Origin of the sequence: Streptomyces lichenis (assembly GCF_023218175.1) — a bacterium.
Taxonomy (GTDB): domain Bacteria; phylum Actinomycetota; class Actinomycetes; order Streptomycetales; family Streptomycetaceae; genus Streptomyces; species Streptomyces lichenis.
Window position 1 is genome coordinate 189,749 of the sequence record NZ_JALPTH010000003.1, and the last position, 21,054, is coordinate 210,802.

Annotated in this window: 17 protein-coding genes and 1 tRNA gene; 2 read left to right on the forward strand and 16 right to left on the reverse strand. The window is 73.6% G+C overall.

From position 1 onward, the window contains the following. Window positions 1–45: 45 nt before the first annotated feature. From M1O15_RS04520 to M1O15_RS04540, 5 genes are all read right to left on the reverse strand, one after another. Window positions 46–687 carry an IclR family transcriptional regulator gene (locus M1O15_RS04520; RefSeq protein WP_105868698.1) on the reverse strand — a complete coding sequence of 214 codons (642 nt, stop codon included), beginning with the start codon at window positions 685–687 and terminating at the stop codon, window positions 46–48. Between the two features lie 283 nt (window positions 688–970). After that, window positions 971–2,761: a DEAD/DEAH box helicase gene (locus M1O15_RS04525; protein ID WP_248631855.1), complete on the reverse strand. Its 1,791-nt coding sequence runs from the start codon at window positions 2,759–2,761 to the stop codon at window positions 971–973. 162 nt (window positions 2,762–2,923) lie between these two features. After that, window positions 2,924–3,298, reverse strand: coding sequence for a type II toxin-antitoxin system death-on-curing family toxin (locus tag M1O15_RS04530; RefSeq protein ID WP_248631856.1), 375 nt, complete (start codon window positions 3,296–3,298; stop codon window positions 2,924–2,926). Further along, window positions 3,295–3,492, reverse strand: a complete 198-nt coding sequence (locus M1O15_RS04535; protein WP_248631857.1) for a plasmid mobilization protein — start codon at window positions 3,490–3,492, stop codon at window positions 3,295–3,297. Before M1O15_RS04535 ends, M1O15_RS04530 begins: the two co-directional genes overlap by 4 nt. Window positions 3,493–3,524: 32 nt before the next feature. Then, window positions 3,525–4,976 carry an MFS transporter gene (locus M1O15_RS04540; protein WP_248631858.1) on the reverse strand — a complete coding sequence of 484 codons (1,452 nt, stop codon included), beginning with the start codon at window positions 4,974–4,976 and terminating at the stop codon, window positions 3,525–3,527. A 195-nt stretch (window positions 4,977–5,171) separates the two neighbouring features. Between M1O15_RS04540 and M1O15_RS04545 the strand changes: the two genes are divergently transcribed. Continuing rightward, a tRNA-Cys gene (locus M1O15_RS04545) sits at window positions 5,172–5,243 on the forward strand. Window positions 5,244–5,321: 78 nt separating this feature from the next. On the opposite strand, the gene M1O15_RS04550 is transcribed toward M1O15_RS04545, so the two are convergent. From M1O15_RS04550 to M1O15_RS04590, 9 genes are all read right to left on the reverse strand, one after another. Beyond that, a complete protein-coding gene (locus M1O15_RS04550; protein ID WP_248631859.1) occupies window positions 5,322–7,640 on the reverse strand; it encodes a xanthine dehydrogenase family protein molybdopterin-binding subunit in 2,319 nt (772 codons plus the stop codon). Further along, complete coding sequence (locus M1O15_RS04555) at window positions 7,637–9,037, reverse strand: (2Fe-2S)-binding protein (protein ID WP_248631997.1); 1,401 nt, start codon at window positions 9,035–9,037, stop codon at window positions 7,637–7,639. Before M1O15_RS04555 ends, M1O15_RS04550 begins: the two co-directional genes overlap by 4 nt. Before the next feature lie 359 nt (window positions 9,038–9,396). After that, entirely contained in the window at window positions 9,397–10,272 is an 876-nt protein-coding gene (locus M1O15_RS04560) for an FAD binding domain-containing protein (protein ID WP_248631860.1), read from the reverse strand. 279 nt (window positions 10,273–10,551) lie between these two features. Then, window positions 10,552–12,300, reverse strand: a complete 1,749-nt coding sequence (locus M1O15_RS04565) for a beta-N-acetylhexosaminidase (RefSeq protein ID WP_248631861.1) — start codon at window positions 12,298–12,300, stop codon at window positions 10,552–10,554. A 34-nt stretch (window positions 12,301–12,334) separates the two neighbouring features. Continuing rightward, window positions 12,335–13,186, reverse strand: coding sequence for a carbohydrate ABC transporter permease (locus M1O15_RS04570; RefSeq protein ID WP_248631862.1), 852 nt, complete (start codon window positions 13,184–13,186; stop codon window positions 12,335–12,337). Between the two features lie 17 nt (window positions 13,187–13,203). Then, a complete protein-coding gene (locus M1O15_RS04575) occupies window positions 13,204–14,145 on the reverse strand; it encodes a carbohydrate ABC transporter permease (RefSeq protein ID WP_248631863.1) in 942 nt (313 codons plus the stop codon). A 2-nt stretch (window positions 14,146–14,147) separates the two neighbouring features. Then, window positions 14,148–15,470 carry an extracellular solute-binding protein gene (locus M1O15_RS04580; RefSeq protein ID WP_248631864.1) on the reverse strand — a complete coding sequence of 441 codons (1,323 nt, stop codon included), beginning with the start codon at window positions 15,468–15,470 and terminating at the stop codon, window positions 14,148–14,150. A gap of 298 nt (window positions 15,471–15,768) precedes the next feature. Next, window positions 15,769–16,062, reverse strand: a complete 294-nt coding sequence (locus tag M1O15_RS04585) for a DUF3039 domain-containing protein (protein ID WP_248631865.1) — start codon at window positions 16,060–16,062, stop codon at window positions 15,769–15,771. Window positions 16,063–16,299: 237 nt separating this feature from the next. Continuing rightward, window positions 16,300–17,007, reverse strand: coding sequence for a YqgE/AlgH family protein (locus tag M1O15_RS04590; protein WP_248631866.1), 708 nt, complete (start codon window positions 17,005–17,007; stop codon window positions 16,300–16,302). Between the two features lie 398 nt (window positions 17,008–17,405). On the opposite strand from M1O15_RS04590, the gene murA reads away from it, so the two are divergent. After that, window positions 17,406–18,746, forward strand: coding sequence for a UDP-N-acetylglucosamine 1-carboxyvinyltransferase (gene murA, locus M1O15_RS04595; protein ID WP_248631867.1), 1,341 nt, complete (start codon window positions 17,406–17,408; stop codon window positions 18,744–18,746). 223 nt (window positions 18,747–18,969) lie between these two features. Here murA and M1O15_RS04600 read toward each other — a convergent pair whose 3' ends face one another. Both M1O15_RS04600 and M1O15_RS04605 read right to left on the reverse strand, forming a co-directional pair. Beyond that, window positions 18,970–19,251, reverse strand: a complete 282-nt coding sequence (locus tag M1O15_RS04600; protein ID WP_248631868.1) for an HU family DNA-binding protein — start codon at window positions 19,249–19,251, stop codon at window positions 18,970–18,972. 324 nt (window positions 19,252–19,575) lie between these two features. Next, the gene (locus M1O15_RS04605) at window positions 19,576–21,003 is read right to left on the reverse strand and encodes an NAD-dependent malic enzyme (RefSeq protein WP_248631869.1); all 1,428 of its coding nucleotides are present in this window, start codon (window positions 21,001–21,003) and stop codon (window positions 19,576–19,578) included. Window positions 21,004–21,054: the final 51 nt, after the last annotated feature.

Here is a 21,054-nt window from a genome sequence, read left to right on the forward strand (position 1 = left end):
TGCCCGGCACCGTGGGCCGGAAGCCGGTCCGGTCCGATCCGGCGGTCAGCGCAGGGCGTCGGCGACCTCGCGGGCGGCGTCCATGACCCGGGGGCCGACGCGCTCGGGTACGGCGTCGGCGAGCATCACCACGCCGACGCTGCCCTCGACCCCGGTGACCCCGAGCAGCGGGGCGGCGGCGCCGCTCGCGCCGGCCTCCAGTTCGCCGTGGGTGAGGGTGTAGCCGGGGTCGTCGGGGAGGGCCTGGCGGGCGGCGAGGATGGCCCGCCCGGCGGCCCCGCGGTCCAGCGGGTGGCGGAAGCCGGCCCGGTAGGCCACGTGGTAGTCGGTCCAGGTCGGCTCGACCACCGCGACGGCGAGGGCGTCGGCCCCGTCGACCAGGGTGAGGTGCGCGGTGGCCCCTATGTCCTCGGCGAGGGCGCGCAGCGCGGGCAGCGCGGCCTCCCGGACCAGCGGGTGCACCTGGCGGCCCAGGCGCAGCACCCCGAGGCCGACCCTGGCGCGGCCGCCGAGGTCGCGGCGGACCAGGGCGTGCTGCTCCAGGGTGGCGAGCAGCCGGTAGACGACGGTCCGGTTGACCCCGAGCCGGTTGGACAACTCGGTGACGGTCAGCCCGTGGTCGGTGTCGGCGAGCAGCTTGAGGACACGCAGTCCCCGGTCGAGCGTCTGGGAGGTCTCCGCGGTCACGACGCCCTCTCTTCGGGTGAGTGGCGGCGGACACTCCCCCGGTGCGCCGGCACGGCTGCCGGCGATCCGGGAGCGGCACCGGTCCCATCGGCGACGCACGGAGAGGCCGCCGGCAGGCCATGGCGCACCGGCTGCGCTCCGCGGCGGCGCTGCCACGGGGCGTTTCTTTGCGATTGGCGGGAATGTAGCGAGCCACTCCGCTCAGCGGAAGACCTCGTCCAGAATCCGGGCGCGAACGCCCGGACCCGACCGTTTCGTACCCCTCACCGATCACCCTCGCGCGTCAGCGCATACGGGTGGCCCACTCCTGCACCTTCTTGATCCGCTCGCGGATCTGCCCGGCGGTGGCCTCGGCGCTGGGCGGGCCGCCGCAGACCCGGCGCAGCTCGGTGTGGATCACGCCGTGCGGCTTGCCGGACTGGTGGACGTAGGCGCTGACCATGGTGTTCAGCTGCTTGCGCAGTTCGAGGAGTTCCTTGTGGGAGACCACCGGGCGCCGTTCGGCGGGCAGTTCGAGCAGGTCGGCGTCCTCGGCGGGCTTCTGCCGGCTGTGCGCGATCTGCCGGGCCTGGCGCTTCTGCAGCAGCAGGTTCACCTGGTCCGGTTCGAGCAGGCCGGGGATGCCGAGGTAGTCCTGCTCCTCCTCGCTGCCGGGGTGGGCCTGCATACCGAACTCGGCGCCGTCGTAGAGGACCCGGTCGAAGACCGCGTCGGACTCCAGCGCCTCGAAGGGCAGCGCGTCCTGCTCGCCGGTGTCCTCGTCCTCCTGCTTGTTGGCCTCCTCCATCTCCTTCTCGGACTCGGCGTACGGGTCCTCCTCGCCCTCCTTCCTCGGCTTGTCGAGGGCGTGGTCCCGTTCCACCTCCATCTCGTTGGCGAAGGTGAGCAGGTTGGGGATGGTGGGGAGGAAGACGGAGGCGGTCTCGCCCCGGCGGCGGGAGCGCACGAAGCGGCCCACGGCCTGGGCGAAGAAGAGCGGGGTGGAGATGGTGGTGGCGTAGACGCCGACGGCGAGGCGGGGGACGTCCACGCCCTCGGACACCATCCGGACCGCCACCATCCAGCGGTCGTCGCCCTCGCTGAACTCGTCGATCCGCTTGGAGGCGCCGGCGTCGTCGGAGAGCACCACGGTGGCCCTGGAACCGGTGATCTCGCGGATCAGCTTGGCGTAGGCGCGGGCCGAGTCCTGGTCGGAGGCGATGACCAGGCCGCCGGCGTCCGGGATGGCCTTCCTGACCTCGGTGAGCCGGGTGTCGGCGGCGCGCAGCACCTTGGGCATCCAGTCGCCGCGCGGGTCCAGCGCGGTGCGCCAGGCCTGGGAGACGGCGTCCTTGGTCATCGGCTCGCCGAGCCGGGCGGCGACCTCGTCGCCGGCCTTGGTGCGCCAGCGCATGTTGCCGCTGTAGCTGAGGAAGATCACCGGGCGGACGACGCCGTCGCCCAGCGCGTTGCCGTAGCCGTAGGTGTAGTCGGCGGACGAGCGCCGGATGCCGTCGTTGCCCTCCTCGTAGGTGACGAAGGGGATGGGGTTGGTGTCCGAGCGGAACGGGGTGCCGGTGAGCGCGAGGCGGCGGGTGGCCGGCTCGAACGCCTCCAGGCAGGCCTCGCCCCAGGACTTGGAGTCACCGGCGTGGTGGATCTCGTCCAGGATGACCAGGGTCTTGCGCTGCTCGCTGCGGTTGCGGTGCAGCATGGGGCGCACGCCGACACCCGCGTAGGTGATCGCGACGCCGTGGTACTCCTTGCTGAGCGGGCCCGCGCTGTAGTCCGGGTCCAGCTTGATCCCTATCCGCGCGGCGGCGGCGGCCCACTGCTTCTTCAGGTGCTCGGTGGGCGCGACCACGGTGACCTGCTGCACCACGTGGTGGTGGAGCAGCCAGGAGGCCAGCGTCAGCGCGAAGGTGGTCTTCCCGGCGCCGGGGGTGGCCACCGCGAGGAAGTCGCGGGGCTGCTCCTGGAGGTAGCGGTCCATGGCGCCCTGCTGCCAGGCACGGAGCTTGCTGGCGGTGCCCCAGGGGGCGCGGCCGGGGAAGGCGGGCGAGAGGTGGTGGGAGGCGGTGGCGGTGGTGGTCACGGTCTGACGGCGCTGCCCCTCGGTCACGGCGTTACGTACGACAACCGGGCCACCCTACCGGTGGCCCGCCCGCCGCTCGGGCTCACGCCGCGAAGGGGCGGGCGGATGGGAGATGGGTCACAGGGCGGGGGCTACGGGCCCCCGCCCCGCCTCGCCCACTCGTCAGTTGGCCGCGAACCGGGGCAGCTGGGTGGCGATCTTGGGCACGTCCAGTTGCCCCTGGGCCACGTCCAGCACGAACTGCTCGGCCTCGTCCACGCTGAACGCGGCGTCGAGGGTATGGCCGTTCATCTGCAGGAAGACCCAGGTCGAGTACCAGGCCAGCCGCTTGTTGCCGTCGACCATGGCGTGGTTCCGTGCCACCGACTCCATCAGGGCGGCCGCCTTCTGCCGGATGTCCGGGTGGGCGTCCTGGCCGAACACGCTGGACTGGGGCCGGGCGAGCGCGGAGTCGAGCAGCCCGTAGTCGCGCACCTCGGCCTGCCCGAGCCGTTCGGCCAGCTTGAGCAGCTCGGGCAGGGTCAGGTAGTGCGTCACGCCAGCCTCCGGTTCAGCTCCTCGCTGACCCTGAGCACATGATCCGCCGCCTCGTTGAACAGGCGGGAATGCTCGTTGATGGCGCGCATGACGGCGTCGTGGGCGAACGCCTGCATGCTGCGGCCCTCCGCCTCCGCGCGCTCTCGCAGGGCGTCGAGCTCTTCCTCGGTGAACCTCACGTTCAGACCAGCCATGACCTCACGGTACTGCGTGGTACCACACGGTGTCACCGCCCGGAGGGCGTGCGCAGCCGCGTCGCCACCCAGCTTCCCACCAGGGCGACCGCCGCCATGGGGAGGAAGACCGCGGCGAAGGCGGCCGGGTGGGAGGCGGAGGCGGCGGCGGTGGCCGAGGGGTGGGCGTCGGCGAGGAGGCGGCCGCCGAGGGCGGCGAAGGCGGCGCCGCCGACGGTGAGGAGGAGGACGTTGGACAGGCCGTCGGAGATCTGGAGCGCGGCCGAGTTGGTGCCCGCCTCGTGCGGCGCGGACAGCTTCAGCAGCAGCACGCTGGTGGAGGCGATCACCAGGCCCATGCCGAGGCAGCCGAAGCCCCAGGCCACCGCGACGGTCCAGACCGGGACGGAGGGGATCAGCACACTGGGGGCGGCGAGGATCGCGGCGGCGACCAGCAGCATGCCGAGGACGACCAGCCGCTCCCGGTACGGCTCCACCCGGGGCCGGGACTGGAGCCAGGATCCGAACGCCCAGGTGACGCCGCCCACCGCCAGGGAGAGCCCGGCCGTGGTGGGGCTCAGCCCGCGCTGGGTGACCAGCATCAGGGGGATGAAGGACTCGGCGGCGATGAAGGAGCCGGCGGCGATGCCGCGCAGCAGGACGACGGAGGGCAGGCCGCGGGCGACGCGGAAGGTGCCGGCGGGCAGGAGGCCGAGCGCGGCCGGGACGAGCAGCGCGGCGCCCGCGAGGGCGAACAGCGCCGACAGCGGGCGCAGCTCCTGGCCCGCGTACTGGACCAGCCCGGCGCCCAACGAGATGGCGAGGGCGAGGCGGATGCGGCGCCGGTCGAAGGGGGCCGGGGCGGCGGGGTCGGCCGGACCGGCGGCGGTGCGCCGGATCGCGGGCAGCGCGAGCGCCAGCGGGAGCACCACCAGGACCGGGATGCCGGCGAACACCCAGCGCCAGCCCAGCCGTTCGGTGACCGTCCCGGCGATCAGCGGCCCGACCACCGAGGGCACCACCCAGCTCGCCGCGAACGCCGCCATGATCGCGGGCCGCAGCCGCTCGGCGTAGGCGCGGCTCACCACCACGTACAGGGCGACGATCACCAGCCCGCCGCCCAGCCCCTGCACCGCCCGGCCGAGGATGAACACCCACATCGCCCCGGCCGTACCGGACAGCAGCAGCCCCGCCCCGAACGCGCTGATCCCGGTCGCCAGCGGCGCCAGCGGCCCGGAGCGGTCGGACCACTGCCCGGACAGCACCATGGCGAACAGGCTGGTGGTGAAGTACGCGGAGAAGGCGAACGCGTACAGCGGGATGCCGTCCAGCTCGCGCGCCGCCACCGGCATCGCGGTGCCGACCGCGGTCGCCTCGAAGGCGATCAGCAGCACCACGGAGACGGTGCCGAGGCTCAGCGCCCGATGGGCCCGGTCCAGCACACTCCCCTCGCCGGTGTCGGGGGGATGGGGAGCGGTGCCGGGGCGGTGATCGGTTGCGGCCATGACCGTCAGCGTAAGGGCCGCAACGGCGTTCTGCCCCTGTCGGGAGGCGGACGGTGGCTGGTCCCTTGGACGTACGACCGGGCGACGGCCGGACCGGCGACCGTGAACGGCGTGTGGCAGTCGTGTTGCGGGCGGGCCGGGGGCGTTGAGGGAGGCCGGGGTGCTGTCCTACGGTCGTGGAGTCGAGAAGGACAGGACCGTGTGCCCGAGTGGTTCAGGGGCTTGACTGCAACTCAAGTTACACCGGTTCGAATCCGGTCACGGTCTCGATGGCACAGGGATGGCACAGGGAAGGGCGCGGACCCGCGGGAGGGGGTCCGCGCCCTTTCGCCGTGCCCCGGACACCTACGCCCGCGACGCCGCCACCGCGGCCTGGGGGCGGATGGGGAGGCGGTTGACCGGGCGGCCGGTGGCGGCGCGCACGGCGGCGGCCACCGCGGCGGGCGAGGTGACCACCGGGACCGCGCTCGCGGGCTTGGCGCCGAAGGGGGCGACCACGTCCCGCTCCTCGACCAGCTTCACGATCCGCACCTCGGGGGCGTCCAGCGCGGTGGGCAGCGGATAGCCGGTGAGGTCCGGGTGGCGGACCAGGCCGCGCGGGGTGCGCAGGTTCTCGGTGAGCGCGGCGCCGATGCCCATGGTGACCCCGGCCTCGATCCGGGTGGCCAGCTGCGCCGGGTTGAGCACCCGGCCCACGTCCTGGGCGACCGCCATCTCCACCACCCGGATGGAGCCCAGCTCGACGTCCACGTCCACCACCGCGCGGATCGCGCAGAAGGCCAGGCCCACGAAGGCGTCGCCCTGACCGGCGCCGTCCAGCGGCTCGGTGGGGTGCGGGCGGCACTGGGCGGTGGCCCACAGCTCCTTGCCGTCCATCGCCTCCATCACGGTGGTGGAGAGCACCCCGTCATAGGAGGTGATCTTGCCGTCGGTGATCTGGAGCAGCTCGGTGGACATCCCGAACTTGTGGGCCAGCGGCTGGAGCAGCTGGGTGCGGACCATCTTGGCGGCCCGCTCCACCGCCCCGCCGGACACCCAGGTGTGCCGGCCGTGCGCGGCGGCCCCGGACGGCGGCTGGTCGGTGTCGACCGGCGCCACCTGCACCTCGTCGATGCCCAGGGTCTCCTGGACGATCTGCCGGGCCAGGGTGGTGAAGCCCTGCCCGGTCTCCACCGCCGCGCAGATGACGGTGGCCCGGCCGTCGTGCACCTTCACGGTGGCGGTGGACACCTCGTCGGTGCCCTCCGCGCCGAGCATGTGGACCATGCCGAGCGCGTAGCCGACGCCCCGGCGCACCGCGCCCGGTTCACCGGCGCCCTCGGGTCCGCCGGGCAGCAGCCAGTCGTCCTCGGGGGTGTCCCGGGGCAGCGCGGGCAGGGGCGCGTCGCGGACGGCGCGCAGCAGCTCGGCGACCGGGGCGGGGCAGGTCACAGTCTGGCCGGTGGGCAGGATGTCGCCGGTGGCCAGGGCGTTGCGCAGCCGCAACTCAGCCGGGTCCACGCCCAGTTTGAGCGCCAGCTTGTCCATCTGCGCCTCGTAGGCGGCGCACACCTGGAGGGCGCCCTCGCCCCGTACGTGCCCGGAGGGCGGGTTGTTGGTGCGCACCGCCCAGCCCTCGACGAAGGCGTGCGGGACGACGTACGGGCCGCAGGCGAAGGAGACGGCGGCGGCCAGCGACTCGGCCGAGTCGTCCGCGTACGCCCCGGCGTCCAGCAGGATCTGCGCCTCCACCTTGACCAGGTTGCCCTCGGGGTCGGCGTGGTGGCGGTAGCGCAGCAGGGTGGGGTGGCGGTGGGCGTGGCCGAGGAAGGACTCCTCGCGGGTGGCGGCCAGCTTCACCGGGCAGCCGGTGCGCAGCGCGAGCAGCCCCAGCGGGATCTGGAAACCGGGGTCCTCGCGGTCCCCGGTGGCCCCGGGCACCCCGGTGACCACGATCTTGACCTGGTCGGAAGCGAGCCCGAAGCAGGCGGCGGCCAGGTCGCGGTCGGTGTGCGGGTCGGTGGAGGCGGTGTACAGGTCGACCCCGCCGTCCGGGCGCGGGACGGCGAGACCGGCCTCGGCGCCGATGGGGGCCGGGTCCTGGCGGCCGATCCGGTACAGCCCCTCGACGACGACCTCGCCGTGCGCGTCCGGGTCGCCGTAGCGCAGCGGGATGTGCCGGATCAGGTTGCCGTCGGGGTGCAGCGGTTCGGCGGCGAAGGCCTTCTCCGGGTCGGTGACCGGCTCCAGCACCTCGTACTCGACGGCGATGGCGGCGGCGGCCAGCCGGGCGGTGTCCGGGTGGTCGGCGGCGACCGCGGCGATCGCCTCCCCGTGGTGGCGGACCAGCTCGCGGGCGAACACCGGCCGGTCGGCGACCTTGCGGCCGTACGAGGGGTCGCCGGGCACGTCGGTGTGGGTGACCACGGCCCGCACCCCGGGCATCGCGGCGGCTGCGGAGGTGTCCACGGAGAGGATCCGGGCGTGCGGGTGCGGGGAGCGCAGCAGCGCCGCCCACAGCAGCCCCTCGGCCCACAGGTCGGCGGCGTAGGGGAAGGTCCCGGCCGCCTTGGCGGGCGCGTCGGCGGACGGCAGCGAGGCGCCGATCCCGTGCACGGGGGCGTCCGGCCGGGCGCCCTGGATGGAGTCGACCGCCGGGATGGCGGTGGCCGCGTCGTTGCTCACGCCGTGCCTCCGTCGTGCGGATGGGGAATCTGGTGCGGGATCCGCGGCTGCGGCGGCCCGTCACCGGGCCGGCCGCCGTCCGGGGCGGTACGGGCGGCGCGCTCGGCCTCGGCCGCCTCGGCCGCGGCGGCGGCGCTCGCCCCGCGTTCGGCGACGACCTCCCGTACGGCGTCCAGGACGCCCCGGTAGCCGGAGCAGCGGCAGAGGTTGCCGCACAGCGCCTTGCGGGTCTCCAGCTCGCTGGGGGCGTGGTTGCCCTCCAGCAGGTCGTGCACGGTCATCGCCATCCCGGGGATGCAGAAGCCGCACTGCACGGCCCCGCACCGGGCCAAGGCCCGCTGCACGTCGGAGGGTTCGCCGTTCTCGGCCAGCCCCTCGACGGTGGTGACCTCGCTCCCGGCGGCGGTGGCCGCGGGCACCAGGCAGGAGGCCACCAGCCGCCCGTCCACCTGGACGTTGCACGCCCCGCACTCGCCCTGCGAGCAGCCGTCCTTGGCCCCGGCCAGACCCAGCCGCTCACGCAGGACGTAGAGCAGCGACTCGCCGATCCAGGCGTCGCTGACCGGGCGGTCGGTGCCGTTGACCCGCAGGAGATAGGAGATGTGCGGGTGCTCCTCCCCGGCGGCCACGGGGCCCTCGGCGGGCGCGGCACCTTCGGCGGACGCGGGTACGGCTTCGGGCGCGGGCGCGGGCGCGAGTACGGGCTCGGGCTCGGCGGCGGCCTCGGGCTCGACAACCGGTTCGGGCTCGGAAGCGGGTACGGCTTCGGGCTCGGCGGCCGGTGCGGCCTCGGCGACCGGTTCCGGCTCGGGGTCGGGCGCGGCAGCCGCGTCCGGTACGGGAGCGGGGTCCGGTACGGGGTCGGGCTCCGGCTCCTCCGGTACGGGTACGGGCTCGGCCGTGTCCTGGGCGCCGGGCGCCTCCTCGGCGGGGTCCGGCGCGGCCTCGGCGGCGGGCGCCGGTTCGGTGGCCCAGGGGGCGGGGGCACCGCCCGGCAGGGTGGCCGGGGGGTTGCCGCTCATCCAGGCGGAGGCCGTCCAGGAGGAGGTGGCCGTCACCGCGTACTCGCCCGACTCCTCGGGCAGGTCGCCCGGGGCGAGCGGGATGGTCCACTGACCGGTCAGCTCGGAGGGCGCGGCCTCACCGGGCCCGCCCTGGTGACCGTGGCCGGGGTCGGGCGGGAGGCTCCACTGGGCGGTGGTGTCCGGGTCGCCGGACTGCCAGTCGCCGTGCCCGGACCGGTCCGGGATCTCCGGCGGTACGTAGCCGTGGCCGGGCGCCTCCAGCGGGGCGCCCTCGACGCCCTCGGGCGGGAGCTGCACGAAGGCGGTGGCGTCCGCGTCGTACTCGCCCTGCGGGACCGGCTGCCAGCCGCCGTCCCCGGCGCCGAAGTCCACCGCCCCGTAGGTCTCGGTGCCGTAGGCCGGGGTGGAGCCGGGTGCGGAGCCGTAGGTGGGCGTGCCGTAGGCCGGGGTGCCGTACGGCTGGGCCGCGTACCCTCCGGCGGCCGGGTAGCCGTAGGAGCCACCGCCGTAGGAGCCGTTGCCGTAGGAACCGCCGTCGTGGGAGCCGCCCCCGTGGGGGCCCTGCTCCGCGCCCCCGTACCCCTCGGAGCCGTACTCCTCGGCCGGGTGCCCGTCGGGGCCGGTCCGGTCGGCGCCGTGCGCACCGGTGCCGTACTCCTCGTGGCCGTGGGGGCCGCCCTCGCGGCCGGTGCGGCCCTCGTAGCCCTCGTAGCCGTCGTAGTCGCCGTTGCTCACGACAACGCCCTCCCCAGTGCCCTTCGGGCCAGTGCGGCGACCGTGCGCCGCAGGTGCAGTACGGCGGGCGGCAGCGGCTCGCCGCCCGGGGCGTCCGGGACGCAGGCGGCCGCCACGTACTCGCCGAAGGCGGTCAGCGCCTCGGGGGCCACCCCGCGGTCGCCGTCCCAGTCGATCCGGCGGGAGATCCAGTCCTCGGCCTCCAGCGGGCGCAGCGGCATCGGGGCGATGGCGCCCACCGCGCAGCGCACCCCGCGCCGGGCCGGGTCCAGCACCACGGCGGCGGAGGCGGTGGCCCGGCCGGGGCCGGTGCGGCCGGTGGCCTTGAGGAACACCTGCGGGGCGTGCAGCAGCGGCACCCGGACGAAGCCGATCAGCTCACCGGGGGCGAGCAGTTCGCGGCCCGCGAGGAGGTGGGTGACCGGGATCTCGCGGCGGCCGCCGGGTCCGGCGACCACCAGGTCGGCCTCCAGCGCGGCCAGCACCGGCAGCGCGTCCCCGGTGGGCGCGGCGCCGGCGATGTTGCCGCCGAGGGTGCCCGCGTTGCGGATCTGCGGCGGACCGGCGGCGCGGGCCGCGGCGGCGAGCGCGGGGATCAGGGCGGCGAAGTCGGGGCGGCCCATCCGGGCGTGGGTGAGCCCGGCGCCGAGCAGGGCGTGGCCGTCCTGGTACTGCCAGCCGCGGATCTCGTTGATCCGGCCCAGGCCGACCAGTCCGGCGGGACGCAGCAGGCCCTTGTTGACGGCGGCCATCAGGTCCGTACCGCCCGCGACGGGTACGGCGGCGGGCATGGCGGTGAGCGCCGCCACTGCCTCGTCGAGCGTGCCCGGCAGCGTCACGGACTGCGCCGCCCGCGATGCGTGCGTGGTCAACCCAGCTGCCCCTTCCCGGTGTCCCGGCTGTACCGGCCGTCCCGCCTGTGCTGGCCGTACCGTACGTGCTCACAGCCGGGACGTGGCAACTCTGGCACATTCTCCGGGCCGCCCGGTGCGCAGGTCCGCGAAGGGAGGATCCGTCCCGGACGTCCGATGACCTGCGAGATGGCCGGATTTGACAGGGCACTTCCGACTCCGTCGTATTGCCACTTCCCGGCGACCTTGTACGACGTGTTCGAGCGGTCGAGGGTGACGCCGAAGCGGTGGCGGCGGGGGTCAGCGGGTCGGCGGTGGTCCCTCCAGCGGGCGGCCGAGGACGCCGGGGCGGCGCTGCCAGGGGCGGGGGCCGGCGGGTGGCCGGTAGTCGACCCCCAGCGCGTCCAGCCGCGCGTAGTGGGCGCCGAGCCGGTGGGCGAAACCGGCCGGGTCGCGGTCGGCGGGGGCGGGCAGCCCGGTGGACCAGACGACCTCCGCGAAGGCGGCGAGCCGGGGGAAGACCTGGTAGTCGACCCGGGCCCGGCTGTCCATGGCCTCGGTCCACACATTGGCCTGGGCGCCGACGACATGGGCGGCCGCGGCCGGGGAGAGCCCGGGCGGCACCGGGTCAAAGCGGTAGACGTCGGCCAGGGTGCGGACGTAGCCGATCGGCACGGGCTCGTCCTCGCCGGCGTCCTGACGGTGGTCCAGGTACACCTGCTGCTCAGGGCACATCACCACGTCGTGCCCGGCCTCCGCGGCGGCGACCCCGCCCCCGTAACCGCGCCAGGAGGAGACCATCGCCCCCGGGGTGAGGCGTCCTGACCCGCCGTCCGCCTCCGCGCTCAGGCTGCCGCCCTCCAGGATCTCGTCCCAGCCGACCAGCCGGCGGCCGCGCTCGGCAAGCCAGCGGTCGAAGTGGCGCAGGAACCAGGACTGGAGCCCGTCCTCACCGGACAGCCCCAGCTCGGCGATCCGGGCCTGGGCGGCCGGGGAGGCCCGCCACTGGTCCTTGGGGCACTCGTCGCCGCCGAGGTGGACGAAGGGGGACGGGAAGAGGGCGAGCACCTCCTCCAGCACCTCCTCGTAGAACCGGAGGGTGCTGTCAGTGGGGGCGAGTACGTTCTGACTGATGCCCCAGGTGTCCCAGACGGTAAGGGAGGTCGTGTCGATGACATCGGTGTTGCCGAGTTCGGGGTACGCGGCGATGGCGGCCTGCGAGTGGCCCGGGATGTCGATCTCGGGGACGACGGTGATATGCCGTTCGGCCGCGTAGGCGACGATCTCCCGGATGTCGTCCTGGGTGTAGTGGCCGCCGTGTGGCGTCTCCGTCCACAGCGGTGAGGCCCGGTGGCCGAGCTTGGTGCGGGCGCGCCAGGCGCCGGTCTCGGTGAGCCGCGGGTGGCGCCGGATCTCGATCCGCCAGCCCTGGTCGTCGGTGAGATGGAGGTGCAGCACGTTCAGTTTGTGCGCGGCCAGCAGGTCGAGGTAGCGCAGCACGTCGTCCTTGGGCAGGAAGTGGCGGGCCACGTCCAGCATCATTCCGCGCCAGCGGAAGCGCGGGCCGTCCTCCACGGTGGCCGCGGGCAGCGTCCAGCGGTGCCCGTCCGGTCCGGCCGGCGTCAGGGGCACCCGGCGGTACGCGGCCGGGCCGAGCAGCTGGCGGAGTGTCTGGGCGCCCCAGAACACCCCGGCGGGCCCGCCGCCCTCGATCAGCACGGCGGCCCCGGCCCGGGCGCCGTCGACGGAGAGCCGGTAGCCCTCGGGCCCATGGCGCTCCGTCACCTCCTCGCTGACCCGGAGAGCGACGGTGACCTGCCCTTCCGCCGCCGCGGGCGGGAGGAGGTCCAGACCGGTGGCGGGGCCGACCACCGTACGCAGCCAGCGGGCCGCCACCTCGGTGCCGGGGCCCGCGTCCAGGGCGGTGTCCGGGCCGAGGACGACCGCGCCGGTGCCTGTCCCGCCGGGGAAGTGGGCGGCGGTGGGGGCGGGGATGAGGAGATGGCCGGTCAGGGAGTCGGCGTCGGGGCCGGGTCGGTGGTCGTCCATGGACGGAAATCCTTACGGCGAGAGGGAGTCAGGGTCAGTCCTTGACGGCGCCGCCGAGCCCGGAGACCAGGCGGCGCTGCACCAGGACGAAGAAGACCAGCACCGGGACGGTCATCAGGGTCGAGGCGGCCATGATGCCGCCCCAGTCGTTCTCGTCCGGCTTGAAGAAGACCAGCAGTGCCATCGGCAGGGTCGACTGGGAGGTGTCGCTGATGATGAACGACTTCGCGAACAGGAAGTCGTTCCAGGTGGAGATGAAGGAGAACACGCTGGTGGCGACCAGCCCGGGGAAGACCAGCGGGAAGAGGATCTGCCAGAGGAAGCGGGAGCGGCTGGCCCCGTCCAGATAGGCGGCCTCCTCCAGCGCCTCGGGGACGGCCTTGACGAAGCCGCGCAGCATCCAGATGGCGAACGGGAGGGAGAAGGCCAGATGCGGCAGGATCAGCGCGCCCAGGGTGTTGAGCTGGCCGAGGTCCCGCATCAGGAAGAACAGCGGGATGGTCAGCGCCTCGACCGGCACCATCTGCGCCACCAGGAACATGATCAGCAGCGTGGTGCGGAAGCGGAACCGGAAGCGGGTGACCGCGGTGGCCGCCAGGAAGGCGATCAGCGCGGAGGCGAGCACCACCGACCCGGCCACCAGCAGGCTGTTGAGGAAGTAGCGGCCGAAGTCCTGCTGGGTGAGGACCCGCCGGAAGGAGTCCAGGGTGGGGTCGAGGGTCCAGGGGCGGGGGCTGGTCGACTGGACCTCCCCGGCGGGCTTCAGCGCCGACAGCAGCATCCAGTAGAGCGGGAAGGCGACCGCGGCGGCGATCAGCAGGGCGGTCGCCTCGGCGGCCAGCCGCCAGGGCCGCCGGATCCGGAACGTCCTCCGGAAGGTGCTCACCGTGCTCCTCGGGTGGTTCACAGCGCTTCTCCCGGTCGGCCGTCGCGGTCGGCTCCCCGGCGCAGCAGCCGCAGGTAGAGCAGCGTGACGGCGAGGAGGATCAGCAGCATCACGACCCCGATGGCGGAGCCGAGGCTGTACTGCGAGGAGGCGAAGGCCTTCTGGTAGGCGTAGACGTTGAGGACGAGGTTCTGCCCGGCGATCCCGCCGCCGCCCGTCATCACATAGATCTGGGTGAAGACCTTGAAGTCCCAGATGATCGACTGGATGGTGACGACCAGCAGGATCGGCCGGAGCATCGGCGCGGTGACCGACCGCCAGATCCGCCACTGGGAGGCCCCGTCCAGCGCCGCCGCCTCCAGCACCTCGGTGGGGATGGCCCGGATGCCCGCGTAGACGGTGACCATCACGAACGGGAACGAGCACCACACCACCTCCAGCAGCACCAGGGCGAAGGCGCTGTAGCGGCCGTAGGTCCAGGAGAAGTCGCCCAGCCCGAGCAGCCGGTTGACCGGGCCGTGGTCCGGGTCGAAGAGGAACACCCAGACGGTGGACCCGGTGACGGCGGGTGTGGCCCAGGCGCCGAGCGCGGCGAGCATCAGCGCCAGCCGGGGCAGCGCCCGTATCCGGGTCAGCAGGACGGCCAGCGCGCAGCCGACCGCGAGGGTGGCCAGCACACAGGCGGCGGCGAAGACCACGGTGGCCAGCAGCACCTGCCGGAACTGCTCGTCCGCGAAGAGCGCCTGGTAGTTGCCGAGGCCCTGGAAGGAGGTCGGTTTCCCGCCGCTGACCTGTTCCTGGGTGTACTCCAGGAAGGAGATCAGTCCGAGCTGGTAGATCGGGTACACCAGCAGCGCGGCGAGGACGGCGAGGGCGGGCGCGAGATACAGCCACGGCGTCCAGCCCCCGTTCCGGGAGCCCGCCCGGCCGGGGCGCGGGCGGTGGGTGCGGTCGGCCATGGTCAGCGCGCCGCCGAGGCGAAGGCGTCGTCCATTTTCTCCGCCGCGTCGGAGGTGGCGGCGGCCACGTCCTTACGGCCGCTGACGATCTCCTGGAGCATGGTCGGCAGCACCTGGGAGGCGTCGATCTGTCCCCAGGCGGGCGAGGCCGGGACGGGCTTGGTGCCGGCCGCCAGGGTGTCGGTGAACGGCTTGACATGGGGCTGGGCCCGGGCGATGTCGCCGCGCACATCCGCGTACGTGGGCAGGAAGCCCATCGCGTCGAACAGCGCCCGCTGGGTCTTCTTGCCGGCCAGCTCCTTCATCAGGTCCACCGCCAGGGTGCGGTGCCCACTGCTCTTCAGCACCCCCAGGTTGTTGCCGCCGGCGAAGGCCGGGGCCACCGAGCCCTTCGCCACCCCGGGCAGCGGCACCACCGCGTACTTCCCCTTCGCCGCGCCGGCCTCCACGGCCGCGTGGCTGAAGTCGCCGCCGATCGCCATCGCGGCCTTGCCCGAGGCGAAGGCGGTGACGGTGGCGTTGCCGCCCATCGAGGCGCAGGAGGCGGCCGGACAGTTCTCGGGGCCGAACAGCGAGGTGTACGCGGCGACGCCCCGGCGGGCGGCCGGACTGTCGATCGCGGCCCGGTAGCCGCCGGACCCGCCCTCCCGGGTGGCCAGGTCGCCGCCGTGCGCCCAGACGAAGGGCAGCGCCCCGTAGGTGTAGGCGCCGCCGACGGCTATCCCGTAGAGCTCGGGGCGGGCCTTGCGGATCTTCCGGGCGGTGGCGGCGAGTTCGTCCTGCGAGCGGGGCACCGCCAGGCCCAGCTCCTTGAAGACGTCGGTGCGGTAGTACAGCGCCCGCACCCCGACCAGCAGCGGGGCCCCGTACACCTTGCCGTCCACGGTCGCCCCGGCGCGGGCGGTGGGGTCGGTGTCCTTGGCCTCCGCCCAGGCGCCGAACTCGGCGGTGACATCGGCCAGTCCGCCGTCCCGGACATAGCCGGCGGTGTCGGTGTTGCCGTACTCGATGAGGTCCGGGGCGCTCGACGGGTCGTTGAAGGCCGCCTTGACCCGCTCGGCGCGGCTCTCCACCGGGATGTACTCGACCTCGACGTCTGTTCCCTCGTGCCGGGCCTCGAAGGCGGAGACGGCGGCGTCCACCACCTTCTTCTTGGGCTCGTTGCCCACCTCCTGGAAGAGCCAGACCCGCAGGGTCCCGGTTCTCTCGTCGCCCCCGGCCCCGCCGCCGGAGGTGGATGGGGCGCACCCGGCGGCGGTCAGCAGCAGGGCCCCGGCGAGGGCGGAAGCGGCGGCGGTACGGACCCGGCGGGCGGACGGCTTCATGGGAGGTCCCCTCCGAAAGCGTTGCAGCATACGCAATGGACGTTTCGCTATGTGCTTCGCAGGAGAGTAGAGCGCCGGAGTGAGGGCCACAAGAGGTCTCGACCACTTCGCGATCACGGTCCCGGCCACGTCGCGGTCACGACGGCCTCCCGGAGCCTCCGAAGCGTCCGGGAACGACGAAGGCCCCCGGTGGCGGCACCGGTACGAGTGGTCGATCTCGTACCGGTGTCGCACACCCGGGGGCCTCGCGAGGCGTCGGGGAGGCGCGGAGGCTCCGAGGAGGAGCGGAGCGCGGCGCCTACTTCTTGTCCTTGCCGCCCTTGCCCTTGTCCTTGTCGCCGCCGGCGCCCATGGACTCGTAGATCTCCTTGCACATCGGACAGACCGGGTACTTCTTGGGGTCCCGCCCCGGCACCCAGACCTTGCCGCACAGCGCGACCACGGGAGTGCCGTCGAGGGCGCTCGCCATGATCTTGTCCTTCTGGACGTAATGGGCGTAGCGCTCGTGGTCGCCGTCGCCGTGCGACGTCTGCGGCGTCGGCTCTACGAGGGTCCCCGTACCTGCCCCGCGCTCGGGCTCAAGAGTGCTCATGGGCTCCAAGGGTACCCACGTCGGCGACGGGCCGGGAGCGCGGTCGCACGTCCGTGCGGCGGACCGCGAACCGCCCGTACCCGCCCTTCCCGCCCACCGCCCGGCTGTGAACCCCATCACGCCACCTCCGCCCCCGGGGCCCCTTCCGCGCCGGCCGTCCAGCCGCCCGCGACCGCCGGGCCGGTGGCCGAAAACCCACGGCCGGAAGCCGGTGGATCACCCGGCTGACGCGACAGCTCAGTTCAGCGAGGGGTCATCCGGATAGGTGGCGATCATCGCCAACTCGCTGCGCTGCCGCCGCAGCACATCCCGCCACAGCGTCTCGGGGCGCGGCGAGGAGACGTCACCGGGCTCGGAGTCCACCACGAACCAGGCGCCCTCGGCCAGCTCGTCCTCCAGCTGGCCGGGCCCCCACCCCGCGTACCCGGCGAAGATCCGCAGCGAGCCCAGCTCGGCCGCCAGCAGCTCGGGCGGCGCCTCCAGGTCGACCAGGCCGATCGCCCCGTACACCCGGCGCCAGCCGAGCAGCCCCTCCGGCTCGTCCGACTCGTCCGGCTCCCCGGCATCCGCCGTCCGCGATCGCGAACCATCCGGGCCGCCGCCGGGGGATCCGTCCACGCGGTGGCCGCCGGTCCCGTCCGGGCCGGGGGCGCCGGGCGGTCCGTCCAGGCCACCGGGGCCGTCACCGGGGACGACGGCCAAGCCGAGCGCCGCGTCCAGGGACACCGGGCCGCCCTGGAAGACCACCCCGGGCTCACCGGCCAGCGGCGCCCAGGGCTCCAGGATGTCGCCGACGTCCACCGGGGTGGGCCGGTTGAGGACCACGCCGAGGGTTCCCTCGTCGTCGTGGTCGAGCAGCAGCACCACCGCGCGGTCGAAGTTGGGATCGGCCAGCGCGGGGGTGGCGACCAGCAGCCGCCCGGTGAGCGAGGACACCTCGGTCATGCCTGACATCATCCCGCATCCGGCCGCCCGATGGGGGCCGACGGCGAAGCGGATGCCGGGAAGGACCGGGAGCGGGCACCCGGAGCGGCGGGGAGCGGATGTCCGAGCGGCAGGGAGCGGATCACCCGGAAGGTCCCGGAGCGAATGCCCGGAAGGTCCGGGAACCGGCGCCCGGGAGGTCCGGCCGGGGGCGCTGCCGCCGGTCCGGCTGGCCGAAAGCGGACGGTAACCCTCCGCGAGAGGTTCGGAACACACGGTGTTGTGCCGAATTCATTACATCTGGCAGGCGTCCGCGGGCTACCGGAACGGGTGGTGCACCCCCTTACCCTTTTCCCTGGCCCCCTGCCCGACCTCCTCCCTGGCTCCGCCGGGGGGACCCCCATCGGAACGCGAGATTCATGACCGGCACTGACGATGTCCTGCTTGTCCACGGCGGCACCCCGCTGGAGGGCGAGATCCGCGTCCGCGGCGCGAAGAACCTCGTGCCCAAGGCGATGGTCGCCGCCCTGCTCGGCAGCTCGCCGAGCCGGCTGCGCAACGTCCCCGACATCCGGGACGTCCGCGTGGTGCGCGGGCTGCTCCAGCTGCACGGGGTGACGGTGCGCCCGGGCGACGAGCCGGGTGAGCTGGTGCTCGACCCGACGCACGTCGAGTCGGCCAACGTCGCCGACATCGACGCGCACGCGGGCTCCTCGCGCATCCCGATCCTGTTCTGCGGCCCGCTGCTGCACCGTCTGGGGCACGCCTTCATCCCCGGCCTCGGCGGCTGCGACATCGGCGGCCGGCCGATCGACTTCCACTTCGACGTGCTGCGCCAGTTCGGCGCGGTCATCGAGAAGCGGGACGACGGCCAGTACCTGGAGGCCCCGCAGCGGCTGCGCGGCACCAAGATCCGGCTGCCGTACCCGTCGGTCGGCTCCACCGAGCAGGTGCTGCTGACGGCCGTGCTGGCGGAGGGTGTGACCGAGCTCTCCAACGCGGCCGTGGAGCCGGAGATCGAGGACCTCATCTGCGTACTGCAGAAGATGGGCGCCATCATCTCCATGGACACCGACCGCACCATCCGGATCACCGGTGTGGACAAGCTCGGCGGCTACACCCACCGGGCCCTCCCGGACCGCCTGGAGGCGGCCTCCTGGGCGTCGGCGGCGCTGGCGACCGAGGGCGACATCTACGTCCGCGGGGCGCACCAGCGGTCGATGATGACCTTCCTCAACACCTACCGGAAGGTCGGCGGCGCCTTCGAGATCGACGACGAGGGCATCCGCTTCTGGCACCCGGGCGGCCAGCTGAAGTCGATCGCGCTGGAGACGGACGTGCACCCCGGCTTCCAGACCGACTGGCAGCAGCCGCTGGTGGTGGCGCTGACCCAGGCCACCGGGCTGTCCATCGTGCACGAGACGGTGTACGAGTCGCGGCTCGGCTTCACCTCGGCGCTCAACCAGATGGGCGCGCACATCCAGCTGTACCGGGAGTGCCTGGGCGGCTCGGACTGCCGCTTCGGCCAGCGCAACTTCCTGCACTCGGCGGTCGTCTCCGGCCCGACCAAGCTGCAGGGCGCCGACCTGGTCATTCCCGACCTGCGGGGCGGCTTCTCCTACCTGATCGCCGCGCTGGCGGCGCAGGGCACCTCGCGGGTGCACGGCATCGAGCTGATCAACCGCGGCTACGAGAACTTCATGGACAAGCTCAAGGAGCTGGGCGCCAAGGTCGAGCTGCCGGGCAGCGCGGCGGTCTGACCGGCCCGCACGCCCGGTGCACCGCGGCCCCCGCGCGCCCTTCCCGGCGTACGGGGGCCGCGGTGCGTCCCGGGGGCGGCCAGGGAGGCCCGGGGAGGGCCTGTGGACGTACGCGAAAGGGCGGCCACCCCCCATCGGGGGCGGCCGCCCTTCTGCGTACGCTCAGCCGAGCCCGCTCGGCCGGTGCGGTGGCCGGACGGTGCCGGTCATCGCTCCGGGCGGCTCACTTGCCCTTGGCGGCTTCCTTGAGCTTGGAGCCCGCGGAGACCTTGACGCTGTAGCCGGCGGGGATGTTGATCGGCTCGCCGGTCTGCGGGTTGCGGGCGGTACGAGCGGCACGCGAGGTGCGCTCGAAGGTCAGGAAGCCGGGGATGGTGACCTTCTCGTCACCCTTGGCGACGATCTCACCCACGGTCTCGGCGAGAGCGGCCAGCACGGCGTCGGCGTCCTTGCGGGTCACCTCGGCACGGTCGGCCAGGGCGGCCACCAGCTCACTGCGGTTCATGTTGTTACTCCCGTGTTCTTCTTGCTGTCAGGCGTGCCAGGCGGCGGAGCCGCACAGGGGGCACAGCAGAGCCGATGCTGCCAGGGCCCTTGGTCGGTTCTCGGACCCGGGTCTGCCGTCAGACCCTCGCCCAGATAGGCATCCTGCCCCCACCAGCGCCGGGAAAGCCAATCCGGCACCCCCCGGAGTCACACGAAAAGCGCCACCCGGAGGTGGTGGTGACGGTCCGTGGACCGCCCCGGGACTCCCCGGAGCGGCCCGCCCCCGCGCGTACGGAGTCCCCGCGGCGCGCGGGGACCCCCGTACGGGGGAGGCGGCCCGGGGTCAGGAGGCGGCCGGGGCCGTCACCCCCGCGGCCTTGGCGGCCTCGCGGACCGCGCCCGCGACCGCGCCGGCGACCTTGTCGTTGAAGACCGAGGGGATGATGTAGTTCGGGTTCAGCTCGTCCTCGGTGACCACGTCCGCCAGGGCGGTGGCGGCGGCGAGCATCATCTCGGTGTTGACGGTCCGGGACTGGGCGTCCAGCAGGCCGCGGAAGACACCCGGGAAGACCAGCACGTTGTTGATCTGGTTGGGGAAGTCGGAGCGGCCGGTGGCCACCACCGCGGCGGTCTGGCGGGCGACGGCCGGCTCCACCTCGGGGTCCGGGTTCGCGAGTGCGAACACGATGGCGCCCTCGGCCATGGCCGCCACGTCGTTCCCGTCGAGCACGTTGGGGGCCGAGACGCCGATGAAGACGTCCGCGTCCACCACGGCCTCCTTGAGGGTGCCGGTGACGCCCTCGGGGTTGGTGTTGTCGGCGATCCAGCGCAGCGGCGACTCGGGGTCGGCGTCCACCAGGTCCTCGCGGCCCGCGTGCACCACACCATGGATGTCGGCGACCACCGCGTGCTTGACGCCCGCGGCCAGCAGCAGCTTGAGGATGGCGGTACCGGCCGCGCCCGCGCCGGACATCACCACCCGGACGTCGCCGAACGCCTTGCCGACCACCCGCAGCGCGTTGGTGAGCGCGGCGAGCACCACGATGGCGGTGCCGTGCTGGTCGTCGTGGAAGACCGGGATGTCCAGGGCCTCGCGCAGCCGGGCCTCGATCTCGAAGCAGCGCGGCGCGGAGATGTCCTCCAGGTTGATGCCGGCGAAGCCGGGGGCGATCGCCTTGACGATCTCCACGATGGCGTCGGTGTCCTGGGTGTCCAGGCAGAGCGGCCAGGCGTCGATGCCGGCGAACCGCTTGAACAGGGCCGCCTTGCCCTCCATCACCGGCAGCGCGGCCTTGGGGCCGATGTTGCCCAGGCCCAGCACCGCGGAGCCGTCGGTGACGACCGCGACGGAGTTGCGCTTGATGGTGAGGCGGCGGGCGTCCTCGGGGTTCTGGGCGATCGCCATGCAGACCCGGGCCACGCCGGGGGTGTAGATCATCGAGAGGTCGTCGCGGTTGCGGATGGGGTGCTTGGACGCCATCTCGATCTTGCCGCCGAGGTGCATCAGGAACGTACGGTCGGAGACCTTGCCGAGGACGACGCCCTCGATGTCGCGGAGCTTGGCGACGATCTCGTCGGCGTGCGCGGTGGAGGAGGCGGCGATGGTGACGTCGATCCGCAGCTTCTCGTGGCCCGAGGCGGTCACGTCGAGGCCGGTGACCGAGCCGCCCGAGGACTCCACCACCGTGGTGAGCTGGGAGACCGCGGTTCCGCTCGCGGGCACCTCCAGCCGGACCGTCATCGAGTAGGAGACGCTGGGCGCCGTTGCCATGGCCGTGTTCCTCTGCTTTCCGCTTCGCTTCGTTGCCGCACCGCCCTGGCC